Annotated in this window: 13 protein-coding genes; 6 read left to right on the top strand and 7 right to left on the bottom strand. The window is 52.7% G+C overall.

The window, feature by feature from the left end:
• Positions 1-23 precede the first annotated feature (23 nt).
• From DPRO_RS07075 to DPRO_RS07050, 6 genes are all read left to right on the top strand, one after another.
• Positions 24-272, top strand: a complete 249-nt coding sequence (locus tag DPRO_RS07075; protein WP_097011416.1) for a dissimilatory sulfite reductase D family protein — start codon at positions 24-26, stop codon at positions 270-272.
• A gap of 198 nt (positions 273-470) precedes the next feature.
• Entirely contained in the window at positions 471-1874 is a 1404-nt protein-coding gene (locus tag DPRO_RS07070) for a cobyrinate a,c-diamide synthase (RefSeq protein ID WP_407681405.1), read from the top strand.
• A gap of 76 nt (positions 1875-1950) precedes the next feature.
• Positions 1951-3081 (top strand): DegT/DnrJ/EryC1/StrS family aminotransferase, encoded by a 1131-nt coding sequence (locus tag DPRO_RS07065; protein ID WP_097011414.1) that lies wholly within the window; start codon positions 1951-1953, stop codon positions 3079-3081.
• 9 nt (positions 3082-3090) lie between these two features.
• Positions 3091-3399 carry a hypothetical protein gene (locus DPRO_RS07060; RefSeq protein ID WP_097011413.1) on the top strand — a complete coding sequence of 103 codons (309 nt, stop codon included), beginning with the start codon at positions 3091-3093 and terminating at the stop codon, positions 3397-3399.
• Between the two features lie 76 nt (positions 3400-3475).
• Positions 3476-3973: a peptidylprolyl isomerase gene (locus DPRO_RS07055; protein ID WP_097011412.1), complete on the top strand. Its 498-nt coding sequence runs from the start codon at positions 3476-3478 to the stop codon at positions 3971-3973.
• A gap of 175 nt (positions 3974-4148) precedes the next feature.
• Positions 4149-5591, top strand: a complete 1443-nt coding sequence (locus DPRO_RS07050; protein WP_097011411.1) for a protein adenylyltransferase SelO — start codon at positions 4149-4151, stop codon at positions 5589-5591.
• Positions 5592-5669: 78 nt separating this feature from the next.
• On the opposite strand, the gene DPRO_RS07045 is transcribed toward DPRO_RS07050, so the two are convergent.
• The 7 genes from DPRO_RS07045 to DPRO_RS07015 all read right to left on the bottom strand — a co-directional run bounded on the left by DPRO_RS07045 (position 5670) and on the right by DPRO_RS07015 (position 13120).
• Positions 5670-6407: an ABC transporter ATP-binding protein gene (locus DPRO_RS07045; protein ID WP_097011410.1), complete on the bottom strand. Its 738-nt coding sequence runs from the start codon at positions 6405-6407 to the stop codon at positions 5670-5672.
• On the bottom strand, positions 6404-7171 hold the full coding sequence (locus DPRO_RS07040) for an ABC transporter ATP-binding protein (RefSeq protein ID WP_097011409.1): 768 nt from the start codon (positions 7169-7171) through the stop codon (positions 6404-6406). The genes DPRO_RS07045 and DPRO_RS07040 overlap by 4 nt, the downstream gene beginning before the upstream one ends.
• 9 nt (positions 7172-7180) lie before the next feature.
• A complete protein-coding gene (locus tag DPRO_RS07035; RefSeq protein ID WP_097011408.1) occupies positions 7181-8275 on the bottom strand; it encodes a branched-chain amino acid ABC transporter permease in 1095 nt (364 codons plus the stop codon).
• 12 nt (positions 8276-8287) lie between these two features.
• Positions 8288-9199, bottom strand: a complete 912-nt coding sequence (locus tag DPRO_RS07030) for a branched-chain amino acid ABC transporter permease (protein ID WP_097011407.1) — start codon at positions 9197-9199, stop codon at positions 8288-8290.
• Positions 9200-9323: 124 nt separating this feature from the next.
• Positions 9324-10472, bottom strand: a complete 1149-nt coding sequence (locus DPRO_RS07025) for an ABC transporter substrate-binding protein (protein WP_407681404.1) — start codon at positions 10470-10472, stop codon at positions 9324-9326.
• 337 nt (positions 10473-10809) lie between these two features.
• Positions 10810-11406, bottom strand: a complete 597-nt coding sequence (gene cysC / locus DPRO_RS07020; RefSeq protein WP_232005733.1) for an adenylyl-sulfate kinase — start codon at positions 11404-11406, stop codon at positions 10810-10812.
• Positions 11396-13120 (bottom strand): long-chain-fatty-acid--CoA ligase, encoded by a 1725-nt coding sequence (locus DPRO_RS07015; RefSeq protein WP_097011404.1) that lies wholly within the window; start codon positions 13118-13120, stop codon positions 11396-11398. Before DPRO_RS07015 ends, cysC begins: the two co-directional genes overlap by 11 nt.
• Positions 13121-13457: the final 337 nt, after the last annotated feature.

The raw sequence follows: 13457 nt of genomic DNA, 5'->3' as shown, positions 1-13457 counted from the left end.
TGCAACAATGAAGGAGTCCGACTATGGCACTCGATCCTGAAGCCGCAAAAGCTGAAATTATTGCTTTTTGCGAGTCCAAATCCAAGAATAAGTCCAAGTTCTACTTCAATGACTTCACCAAGCTGTTCCCGGAAGAGAAGAGCCGTGCAGTCAAGAAGATTCTTACCCAGCTGATTCAGGAAGAAAAACTGGTGTTCTGGTCCTCCGGTTCCACCACCATGTACGGCCTTGCTGGCGCTGGCAAGCAGGCTGCTTCCGAGGGCGAAGGTTAATCTTTTCGCGAAGTTCGGATCACAAGGCCTTGCCCGTTTCCGGGCAAGGCTTTTCTTGATTCTGGGCGCCTGCGTATTTATGTATTTGGCAGTCAAAGTTTGCTCCACGGGAGCACGGTCTAGAGCGCTGCCGGGTGCGGTGTGCTGATTTCAGAATGCGAGCCTTTTAGGCTCATAGCTTCAAAACAACCTGTGCCGATAACAATCCCCAGATTTATTTTAGCCGGTTTATCCGGCGGTACCGGGAAGACTATTGTCTCCCTGGGCCTTGCTCGCGCGTTTCATCTGCGCGGCTTACGAGTTGCCCCTTTCAAGAAAGGCCCTGACTACATTGATGCCAAATGGCTTGGTCTGGCTGCAGATTCTGTCTGTTCTAATCTTGACCCGTTTTTTCATACCGACTCCATGTTGCAGTCCCTGCTGGTCCACAAGTCCGCCGGTCGTGATATCAGCCTGATAGAAGGCAACCGTGGATTGTTCGATGGCAAGGATCGACATGGTAGCTGTTCCACGGCTGAGTTGGCGCGCAAGCTTGATACTCCTGTCATATTGACCATTGATTGTACCAAGATGACGCGAACTGTTGCCGCCATCGTGCAAGGGTGCGTTCATTTCGAGCAGGGGTTGAATCTGGCCGGTGTGATCCTCAACAGAACTGCCGGCGAACGGCATCGCTCCGTCCTCAAGGAATCTATCGAGGAGCATACCGACATACCAGTGCTGGGCATGCTTCCCAAGCTCAAGGATAACCCTATTCCGGAGCGTCACATGGGGTTGATGTCAGACCAGGAGTACGACGGTACTGATTACGGAAGCGAACAAAAAGCGTTGGATGCGCTTGCGACCATGGCTGAGGAGTGGCTTGACCTGGAAGCGATTCTGAAAATTGCCTCTGCTGCACCTGCTACGTCCCAACAGGTTCCCCAATTATTTCCTGGCGATCCCAAGCCTCGCAATGTTCGTATCGGTTACGTCCACGATGCCGCTCTCTGGTTTTATTACCCGGAGAACCTTGAGGCACTGGAACACGCAGGGGCCGAACTTGTCCGTCTGAGCCTGTTGTCGGATGAACCGTGGCCCGAAGTGGATGGGCTGTATATTGGTGGCGGTTTCCCAGAAGTTTTTGCCGATCGCATAGCCAAAAACAGGGGTGTTCTCGATTCCTTGCGGCACTTGTCCGAGGCCGGTGCTCCGGTGTATGCGGAGTGCGGTGGCTTCATGGTGTTGTGTGATTACCTCAAGACAGATGACAATACCTATCCCATGGCAGGTGTATTCCCGGTGGGGACTACCTTTTGTCAGCGCCCACAGGGGTTGGGATATACAGAAGCCGTCGCGGTTCGGGACACTGTCTTTTTTCCAGAAGGTGGCCGTGTTTTAGGTCATGAATTTCATTATTCCGTGTGTTTGGATAAAGAGAAAGAAGCTCTCGATTATGCCATGCGCATGGACAGGGGCAAAGGGGTCGGCATCGGTTGGGACGGCCTGCATGTAAACAATACGCTTGCAGGATACAATCACACCCACGCCCTTGCCGTACCTGAGTGGGCTCCTCGATTCGTAGAGGCTGCCAAGCTGTTTCGCGAGTCACGCGATCTATAAAGGCGAAAGCGTTGTGGGACCGGCTAGGAAGATGGTATGTCCCACCCAGATAGTTATAAACAAAGCGAGTTAGAATATGGGAATTCCTTTCATCGATCTGAAAGCGCAATATCAGCGTGTTGAAGAGGCGGTTAAAAAGGGTATTGATGGTGTGTTGGATCATGGCGCATATGTCATGGGACCGGAGATAACCGAACTCGAAGACCAACTTGCCGATTTTTCTGACGTTAAGCATGCTGTTGGATGTGCCTCGGGAACTGATGCCCTGATCATGGCGCTGATGGCGTTTGAGGTTGGACCGGGTGATGCCGTTTTCACGACCCCGTTTACGTTCATGGCGACTGCAGAATCCATTGCTCTGCTTGGTGCAACGCCGGTATTTGTCGATATCGACCCGGTCACCTTCAATATTGATCCCGACGACCTCCGCCGCAAGGTTCGCTACGTCAAAAATGAACGCAAGGACCTGACACCCAAAGGGGTGATCGCCGTTGATCTGTTCGGTCAACCGGCTGATTATGACCGTATAGAGCCTTTGGCTCACAATAACGGGCTGTTCCTCATCGTTGATGCAGCACAGTCTTTTGGCGCTACCTACAAGGGTAAACCTGTCTGCTCGCTGGGCGATGTCGCATGTACCTCCTTCTTCCCGGCCAAGCCGCTTGGTTGTTACGGTGATGGTGGTATGGTCTTCGCGCAAAACGATGAGCTGCATAAGCTGCTTGTCTCCATCCGTGTACATGGAATGGGTGAGGACAAGTACGAGAACGTGCGTCTTGGCATCAATGGGCGCCTCGACTCCATGCAGGCGGCGGTCCTTCTCGCGAAGTTCGCCATTTTCGCCGATGAGATCGAAAAGCGGCAGCAGGCTGCTGATCGGTATGCAGAACTGCTGAGTGACGTTCCTGATCTGGTTGTTCCGAAGGTGGCAGAAGGCAATACCTCTGTCTGGGCCCAGTACTCACTGCTTGCCAACGACAGCGCCCATCGAGAGGAGCTGATGACCAAGCTTCGCGAAAATGATATACCTTCGGTCATCTACTATCCCAAGCCGTTGCATCAGCAAAAGGCATTTGCTGATCTGAACTACTCCAAGGGTGATTTCCCTGTGTGTGATTCCGTGGCTGATCGTATTTTCAGCCTGCCCATGCACCCGTACCTTGAGGAAGAGGACCAGAAGACCATCGCCAAGGTACTCAAAGGATAATTGATTATCATGAAACGTCGGTCTCCACTCATTCGGGTTCTCAAGCCCATAGTGGCCGGGATGGCGCTTGCCTTCTTTGTGACCGCATTTCTGGATCGTCCGGCACCGGTGCATTTTCAGCCGGAAAACCCGTACGCGCCCAAGCAGTCGGAAGTGGCTCGGCCACAGACTGATCAGGTTATGGATACCAATGTCCTGCGTCTGGGGTCTCCACTTTCGGTTCAGCCTTCTACAGGTGTGAATTCCAATGGAGAGCCTGGAGAGGTAGAGGTTCGCAAGACGGTCCAGCCACCTGAAGAGAATATTGAAGAGCTATGATGTGTGAGATGTCAAACGCCTCAGACTCACTATAAACGACATTACACCGGACCTTCCGGTACAAAGGAGAATGAATATGATCAAAATGGAAACAAGCATGGGCGACATCGTCATCGAACTGGACTTCGACAAGGCTCCCATCAGCGCTGCCAACTTTCAGCAGTACGTTGAAGACGGATTCTACGACGGTTTGATCTTCCACCGCGTCATCAATGGTTTCATGGTTCAGGGCGGCGGCATGGATGAGAACATGAATGAAAAGCCGACCCGTGAGCCCATCAAGAACGAAGCTAACAATGGTGTGAAGAACGACTGCTACACCCTGGCTATGGCCCGTACCATGGATCCGCATTCTGCCTCTTCCCAGTTCTTCATCAACGTCAAGGACAATGGTTTCCTGAACTTCACCGCAGAGACCCCTCAGGGCTGGGGCTACGCTGTTTTTGGCAAAGTTGTCGAAGGCACCGAAGTCGTTGATGCTATCAAGGAAGTACCTACCGGGCGTAACGGTTTCCACGACGATGTTCCTGTTGAGCCGGTTTTCATCAACAAGGCTACTGTCATCGAAGATTAATTTCGCATCGGCAGCAGCCGATCAGAATGAATGCCCAAGGCGCGTCATAGACATATGGCGCGCCTTTTTCATTGCATACCGTTGCTAGTCACATGGACGATTGCATACAAAGGTGGATTTTTGTCTGATACGTATTACTATAAGAAGTAATAGTAATGAAAAGTCAGGAGCACCTATGCGATTTGATAATAGTTATGCACGCCTTCCCGATCGATTCTATGAACGTATTGACCCTGTTCTGGTCAATGAGCCTGAGCTTATACGGTTGAATCGACCTTTGATGCAATCTATGGAACTCGACCTCCCGGAGGATACTACTGAGTTGGCGGCCATTCTGTCTGGCAACAAGGTGCCGGATGGGGCAGAGCCACTGGCCATGGCGTATGCAGGGCATCAGTTCGGAGGATTTGTTCCGCAACTGGGTGATGGCCGTGCAGTCCTGTTGGGAGAGGTGCTGACTGAGAAGGGAAGGCGGTACGATATTCAATTGAAGGGTTCGGGACAGACGCGTTTTTCGCGTGCTGGCGATGGGCGATCCGCCCTTGGGCCGGTATTGCGAGAATATATCGTCAGTGAGGCCATGCATGCGCTGGGCATTCCTACAACGCGCTCACTGGCAATGGTCAGTACAGGCGAAATCGTGCTCAGGGAAAAGCCCACACCGGGAGGCGTACTGACTCGTGTTTCATCCGGTCTGGTCCGTGTCGGAACCTTTGAATACTTTGCAGCGCGTGAGGACTGGGAAGCTGTTCGGTTACTGGCTGATCATGTCATTGAGCGGCATTACCCGGCTGCCAGGAAGTCGAGCACACCGTATCTGGACCTGTATCGTTTGGTCTGCATTGCCACAGCAGAACTTGTGGCCCGCTGGATGGGGGTGGGATTCATCCATGTCGTCATGAATACGGACAATACCGCTATTAGCGGCGAGACCATAGACTATGGCCCGTGTGCGTTCATGGATACCTACGAGCCGGACAAGGTGTTCAGTTCCATCGATCATTTCGGCCGATATGCATTCAATAACCAGCCGACCATCGCGCAATGGAACATGGCGGCTTTCGGCGGATGTATCCTTCCACTGCTTAGCGAAAATGAAGATGAAGCACGAAGCGTGGCGCAGACCACCCTTGAGACCTTCTCTTCCATCTTCAAGCAGAGTTATCAAAAGGTGCTCACGGAAAAGATCGGTTTACCGGATACGGAGGAGGGCTTTGAGCATGCTCGACAGTTGCTTCGCCTTATGCATGCGGATCACGTTGATTTTACGATTGCTTTCCGAACGCTTGCCGAAGATCTTGATACCTTTTCCGGTTTGTTCATCAATGGAGCGGCTATTACGTCCTGGCTCGGTGAGTGGGAGCGTTACCTTGATGGAGCAGGTATAACCCCGGATCAGAGCATGCAACGCATGCGTCAGGTCAATCCGGCCTATATTCCGCGCAACCACAGGATCGAGCAGGCAATCCGGGCAGCCGAAGATGATGGTGACTATACGTTGACGCACCGGCTGATCGAGGTTCTAGAAAATCCGTATGATGATCAACCCGCATATCATGAGTACAGGAATCCTCCCAAGCCGGAAGAAATCGTCAGGCAGACATTTTGTGGAACCTAGACGGGTATAAGTCTATGAAATAAAAAAAGGCGCCCCGGATTTGTCGGAGCGCCATTTTTTTGATCGTTTTTACTGATTTTAGCCGCCCAGATAGGCTCTTTTGACCTCTGGATCGTCCATCAGTGAGGCACTGGGGCCTTCGGCTACAATTTCACCTGTGTCGATAACGTATCCGCGGTGGGCAAAGTCCAAAGCGAGCTTGGCGTTCTGCTCGATGAGCAGGATGGTCATGCCTTCCTCGTTCAATTCTTTGAGTGCGCGGAACATATCGTACATGAGCAGGGGAGCAAGGCCCATTGACGGCTCATCAAGCATGACGACGCGGCATGCGGACATGAGTGCGCGCCCAACTGCCAGCATCTGCTGTTCACCGCCGGACAAGGATTCAGAGCGCTGTTTCTTGCGCTCGTCAAGGCGCGGGAACAGGGAATAGACGCGGTTGTAATCCCGCTGAATGTCGGCCTGCGAGTCTTTGCGGGCGTATGTGGCCAGCTTGAGGTTCTCCTCAACGGTCAGGTTGCCGAAGATATGACGTCCTTCGGGAACCAGAGCTACGTGCAGGTCGGCAACGATTTTATCCGGGGACATGCCAAGGATGGATTGCCCCTTGAAGCGGATATCGCCTTTGATGACCTTGGGAGCCTCGGGCGGCGGCAACTGCGCAATGGACATGAGCGTCGTGGACTTGCCGGCTCCATTGGCGCCGATAAGGGTGACGATTTCGCCTTCGCCCACGGTGAAGTTGATGCCGTGCAGGGCTTCGATATTGCCGTACTTGACGTACAGATTTTCGACTTCGATAAGTGGAGTACTCATATGTTGTCGTCTCCAAGATAGGCCTTGATGACGGCCGGGTTGGATTGAATGTCTTCAGCGGTGCCTTCGGCAATGGTGGCGCCGAAGTCAATGACCTTGATCCACTGGCACAACGATGTCACGACCTTCATCTGGTGTTCGATCATGAAGATGGTGATATCAAAGTTTTCGTGAATCCAGCTGACGAGCTTGATCAGCTCTTCCACGTCAGACGAGTTCAGGCCGGCGGCAGGTTCATCCAGAAGCAGCAGCTTCGGGCGAATGGACATGGCGCGGGCTATCTCCACGCGGCGCTGGAGGCCGTATGGCAGGTTTTTCGGGTACTCCAACGCATAGTCAGAGAGGGACATGGCCTCAAGCAACTCCTCGGCAATTTCAAGGATTCGCGCTTCACGTTCGCGGTATTTCTTGCCGCGAATGATGGAATCCCACACCGAGTATCCCATGCGATAATGCTGGGCGATACGAATGTTGTCCAGAACAGTCATGTCGTGCCAGAGGCGAATGTTCTGGAATGTCCGGGCAACCCCCAGGGAAGTGACCTGATGCGGCCGCAAGCCTGCGGTGGGTGTGCCATTGAGGGTGATGGACCCTTCGGTTGGTTGGTAGAAGCCGGAAATCAGGTTGAAGATGGTGGTCTTGCCGGCGCCGTTGGGACCGATAAGTCCCATCAGTTCGCCGCCTTTCATCTCAACGCTGAATTCCGATACGGCCTGCAGGCCGCCAAAACGTTGTGTCAGGGAGTCGATAGTAAGCAAAGACATGTCGCCCCCTTATTTGAACGTGTAGTATTTTTTGAGTTTCGGGAACACGTCCGACAGCTCCTTGTTGCCCAGAAGTCCTTCGGGGCGGAATTGCATGATCAGAACCAGCATCAGCGGAATGATCACCCACTTGATGACGCCTGCGGAGGGTTCCCACTCGGGGAAGATGAAAGTCGCAGGCGAAGTGAGCACATCAATGATGGCCTGTGAACGCAGTACCTCCATCAGGGCCGTGAACAGGATGGCGGAGATGACCGCTCCGGACAGGGACCCCATGCCGCCGAGGTAAACCATGACCATGGCTTCGGTGGACTTGAGGATGTTGAAGGACTGCGGGTTTACATACCCGATGATGTGCGCGAACAGGCCACCGGCGCAACCGGCGAGTCCTGCGGATATCATGAAGTTGATGGTTTTGATCTTGTTGGTGTTCACCGACATGATTTCGGCGGCTACCTCATCCTGGCAGATGGCGTTGACGCCTTTGCCGTAGGTGGAAGAGATGAACCGGCGGATGACCCAGATGGTGAACGCTGTGAACAGCATCACGTAGAGCAGCACCCATGGGAAGTCGTTCTCGCCCATCATCCATGACGGCGTGTTGTCCACCATGGCCCAAACCGTGTCTTTCATGCCCTGAAAACCGCGGGAACCACCGATGAAATCCATGTTTTCGATGGCGGAAATGACCATGTAGTTTACCGCAATGGTGATAATGGCCAGATAGTCGTCACGGGTTTTAAAGGATGGGAGCGCCACGAGTATGGACGTTATGGCTGCCATGGCTCCACCTATCAGAATGATGATCGGGAAGATGATGTATACCATGCCCTCAGGGAACATGGGATCACCGAACTTGCTGCCGAAGAACAGGACTGAAAGGATGGATGACACGTAAGCCCCGACGCACATGAAGGCAGCGTGACCACAGGTGAATTCACCCATGTTGCCGTTTACGAGGTTCAGGCTGGTGGACATCATGATGTTGATGCCCACAAACATGACGACTGCCTGGATGTAGTTGTCGATGATCCGGAACTGGGCAAGTACCAGCAGTACCACGGCGCAGAAGGCCAGAAGTATGTTGAATGTGTATTTCTGCATGGTTGTCTCCAGCTAGATCTTGGTGGATTGCGGCATACCGAACAATCCGGTTGGCTTGATCCAGAGGATGATTAGCAGAATAGTAAAGGCGAAGAGATCGCGGTAGGTGGACGGGAAGACGGTGACAACACCAACTTCGATGAAGCCCAACAGGAAGCCGCCGTAGAAGGCGCCGCGAATGTCACCGATACCACCAACAACCGCAGCGATGAACGCTTTCCAGCCAATGATCATGCCCATGAACGGCTCAAGGATCGGGTAGGACATGGCGAACAGCAGTCCGGCCAGCCCGGCAAAACCGGAACCGAGAATGAACGTGAACACAATGATGGTGTCGATGGGAATGCCCATGAGGGGAATGGCGAACTTGTCGTACGAGATTCCCCGCATTGCCATGCCTATCTTGGTCTTGGTGACAATGAAATTCAGGAAGGCAAATACGGCAACGGCTGCGACGATGACGATTACCTTGAGGTTGGTGAAGGTGACGCCCCCGATATTCCAGATGGTCTTTTCGATGAGTTCGGGGAATTTGAGGCGGCTGGCTCCGAGAACGGCCAGGTTGGAGTATTCCAGAATAAGCCCGCACATGAGAGCCGTGATGACCACGTAAAGGCGATGTGCACCTTTGCGGCGCAAGGGGCGGTAGGCAATGCGTTCAAGCGTTACACCCACACAGGCGGTCAGGGCCATGGTCAGGGGGATTGCCAGCGCGAAGGTCACCAGCGGGGAGAACCCCAGAGCGGGACCGAGCATCGTGCCGGACAGGAAAAACGCGATGTACGCGCCCACCATGAAGATGTCTCCATGGGCGAAGTTGATCAAACGCAGTACGCCGTACACCAAAGTGTAACCAAGAGCGATCAGTGCGTAGAAGCTTCCCCATTGGAGCGCATTCAAGATGTTTTGAATGATAAAGTCCACGATTCTACTTCCTGAGAAATTTCTTTTCTGTTTTGGGCGGATCGACGAACGAATGTGCCCGTTTGGTTGACAAAAAGGCGGGGCCCGGAAGGTCCCCGCCTTGATCAATCATGCAGTCAGCCGGTTAGGGGCAGACAGATTCCTCGAATACGAATTCACCCTTGTCGGTGATCTTGACGACTACGGCGCACTTGATGGGGTCACCCTGTGCATCGAACTTGGAAGAACCGGTGATGCCGTCAAAGGACTTGATGGCAGCCAGGCCTTCACGGACAGCCTTACGCATCTTGCGCGGGTTGCTTTCAACCTTGCCGGCGTTCTTGATGGCTTCGATCAGGATACCGATGGAATCCCAGGTCAGAGCAGCATAGTCAGCAGGGGTATCGCCATATTTTGCTTCGTAGCGATCGATGAATTCCTTGGTTGCACCCTGGGCGCCGGCAGCGGCGTAGTGGGTGGAGAAGTAGTTGTTGTAACAGGCATCGCCGCACAACTTGACCAGATCAGGGGTGCCCCAGGCATCGGAACCCATGAAGGGACCGGTGTAGCCGAGGTCGCGTGCCTGCTGAACGATCAGGGCAACCTGGTTGTAGTTGTTGGGGATGAAGATGAAATCAGGCTCGGCAGCGATGATGGTGGTCAACTGTGCAGAGAAGTCCTGATCCTTGGTGCCGTGGGATTCGAAAGCAACGACGGGGCCGAGGCCTTTCTTTTCCCAGGAGCTCTTGAAAATTTCAGCCAGACCTTTTGCGTAGTCGTTGGAAATATCGAAGATAACAGCGGACTTTTTGGCGCCGAACTTCTTGGCGGCAAAGTCAGCTACAACCGGACCCTGGAACGGATCAAGGAAGGCCGCACGGAAAACCCAGGGACGGTCCTTGGTGGTGTCCGGGTTGGTGGACCACGGGGTGATCATCGGGGTGCGGTTGTCGTTGCAGGTACCACCGGCAGGAACAGCCTGCTTGGAGGAGTTGGGGCCGATAATGGCGATGACATCTTCCTGCTCAATGAGTTTCAGGGCGACGTTAACAGCGGATTCAGCTTTGGATTCGTTGTCCATGTAGACAAATTCCAAGGGGTACTTTGTGCCGCCAACTTCCAGACCGCCTTGGGCATTGATGTCTTCAAGGTACATCTCGGCAGCTTTCTTGGAACCGTCGCCAACTTCGGGGATATCACCGGTCAGTGGCAGGTTGAAGCCTATTTTGATGGCGTCGGCTGCAAAAGCCGGTGCGCAGATGAGTGCACTCAAAATGAGTGACAGTGTCAACATCCCGAATTTACTAAACTCTTTTCTCATTACTCCTCCTCTCATAGGAATTACAGATACCAGTTTCATTGACTAGCTTGTGCAATACACCAATTGAAGGGCTGAGTGAAGGGGTTTTCGCTAATACATTTTTGCAAATGTGGTAGTATGTTTGAATTTATTTCGTATTTTCACGCTTCTGCCGGAGGAAAATTCGTAAAAATTTAATAAACAGCGAAGGTGTTTTCTCATAATTGTTATTTTTGCAGATTGGCTGTTGCTAGAAATGAGGCGTTGTTGGCAAAAAAAGCCCCGCAAAAAGCGGGGCTTAAAAAAGATATTCTATTATATTAGGTAATGGTTAAAGAGTGATTTTTGACTCGATTAGCCTCAGAACGGCAGACACGCATTCATCGAGCGGCATGGTGTCGGTGGTCAGACGCAGGTCAGGATTTTCCGGCCTGTCATATGGTGCGCTGATGCCGGTGTAGTTTTTGATCTTGCCTTCTCGTGCGAGCTTGTACATTCCCTTGACGTCGCGCTCTTCACATACCTCTACAGGACAGTCCGTATGAATGAGATAAAAGTCGCCATCCTGATGGGCCTGGCGAAGCTTCTCCTGCTCTTCGTGTCGGGGCGTGATGAATGCGCAAAGACAGATGATTCCGGCATCCAGAAACAGTTTGTTCATCTCGCATATGCGGCGGATGTTTTCCGAGCGCCCTTCTGGTGAAAAGGAGAGGTCTCCGCACAACCCATGTCGGACGTTATCTCCGTCAAAGGTATAGGCTTTCACCCCTTGGTCGTACAAACGCTTTTCTACCGCATGAGCAATGGTGGATTTCCCAGATCCAGACAATCCTGTGAACCAGAGGGTTATTGCGCGATGCCCGTGCAGTTGTTCACGCATTGCGCGGTCTACTTCACCACGTTGCTCAACAACATTTTCACTCTTCACGTGTTTTCCTTTTGCGATTTTTCCGGGCTTCGAGCTTAGCAGCCTCTTCATCGCGGAGGGCGCGGCGAAGTACCTTGCCGACCATGGTTTTCGGGAGTTCCTTGCGAAATTCAACGCGCTTTGGAACTTTGTAGTTGGCAAGCTTTTCGCGACAGAATCCTATGACATCACTGCGGGAAAGCTCTTCGCCATCCTTGACGACAACGTATGCCTTCACGATTTCACCACGGGCATCATGGGGGATGCCCACGCTGACCGCTTCTTCGATCTTGGGATGTGCGTGCAATACCTCATCTATCTCGCGCGGGTAGATATTGTAGCCGCCGGAAATGATCAGGTCTTTCTTGCGATCCACAATATAGAAATATCCTTCCTCGTCCATGTAGGCAATGTCACCGGTGTAGAGCCAGCCGTTACGCAGTACGTCGGCCGTGGAATCCGGACGATTGTAGTACCCTTTCATCACCTGGGGGCCGCGAATGACAAGCTCACCCCTGGCGCCGGGAGGAAGTGCTTCTCCACCCAGGTCCTTATCCACTATCTTGGCATCGGTGTCCGGGAAGGGCAGGCCGATGGAGCCATTCTTCCGAACCCCTTTGATGGGATTGAAGTGTGTGACAGGTGATGCTTCGGTCAGACCGTACCCCTCGGATATGGCGGTGCCTGTGCGTTCGGCAAACTGCTCCATGTGCTCAACAGGCATGGGCGCAGAGCCGGATACACAACAGTTGATGGAGGACAGGTCGTACTTGCCAATGTCTTTTTGCTGCAGAAGGGAAATATACAGTGAAGGAGCACCCGGGAAAACAGTGGGTCTGAGTTTGTGAATCCCTTTGAGTACGTCAAGTGGCACGTAACGGGGGAACGGCGTCAGCGTTGCGCCCATGGAGGTCGGCCACGTCAGGCAGGTGGTCAGTCCATAAATATGGAAATAGGGGAGGATGCCGAGGAACGTTTCTTTTTGTTGTCCCAGCGTGTGCATCATGGATTGGCACTGCTGAAGGTTGGCCCCCAGATTGAAGTGCGTGAGAATACACCCTTTGGCCACTCCGGTTGTACCGCCTGTGTACTGAAGGAGTGCGGTGTCCTCGGCTGAAACCTTTTCGTCCGTGTAGCGTTCGCGCCCTTTGGTCAGGGCCTTGAATGGGAATACCTCGGTATTGTCATAGTCCACTTTGGGCGAGGTGCCGTTCTTTTTTGCTTGGAGCTTGTACAGAATGTTGAGCGGAAACTTCAGTCCTTCTCCGATGGTGGTGATAAAGAACTTTTCCACCGGAATGGAAGGGCGGAGCTTGTTGAGCTTCGGCCAGAGCAAATCCAGTGTGATGCAGCATTTGACATCTGCATCATTGAACTGGTGGACGATCTCCGTTTCCATGTAGAGGGGGTTGGTCATGACCCCGATGGCGCCACAACGGATAACGCCCCAGAAGGCGATGATTGTCTGGGGAAGGTTGGGCAGCATCATGGCGACACGATCGCCCTTGCGAATACCTTGCGCTCTGAGATTGGCAGCAACGACTTCGCTTTGCTCCTTGAGCTTGCCGTAAGTGATCGACCAGTTTTTGAAGACGATCGCCTTGCGGTTGGGCCACTTGTGTGCGGCACGGTCCAGGAAGCGGAAAAGCGGGACTTTTTCGTAGTCAATGGTTGCTGGTACTTCCGGGTCGTAGGACTTCAGCCACGGCCGCTGGATTGGCTCCTTCTGCTCCATCAAATCATCCTTTTAAATGGTAATGTAAAAAAAAGACGGTGAGACCTTATAATAGCAAACTTCGCGGGTCAACAATGGCGTACCTCCCGAGGCGTTGTTGCCTGTTTTTTGACAGGATAATGGACAAGGTGGATCGATCTTTCAGTTAATGGATGTGTTAAAGTAATTACTTTTTAAAAAAAAGATGAAACAACGGCTGGTTACTTGCTGAGTTCTCTTGTTGCGGTTGTTTTGGCTGAGTTCTTGCAACACAGGATGCGCCCTCTCGGAAGGAAAAAATTGCCATTGGCTAAAGAAAATCGCTCGATGACCGATTATTCACTATATCAACGATTTT

The sequence above is a fragment of the Pseudodesulfovibrio profundus genome (assembly GCF_900217235.1).
GTDB lineage: Bacteria > Desulfobacterota > Desulfovibrionia > Desulfovibrionales > Desulfovibrionaceae > Pseudodesulfovibrio > Pseudodesulfovibrio profundus.
Note: the sequence above shows the minus strand (reverse complement) of the source record. Positions and strands in the feature narration are given on the sequence as shown.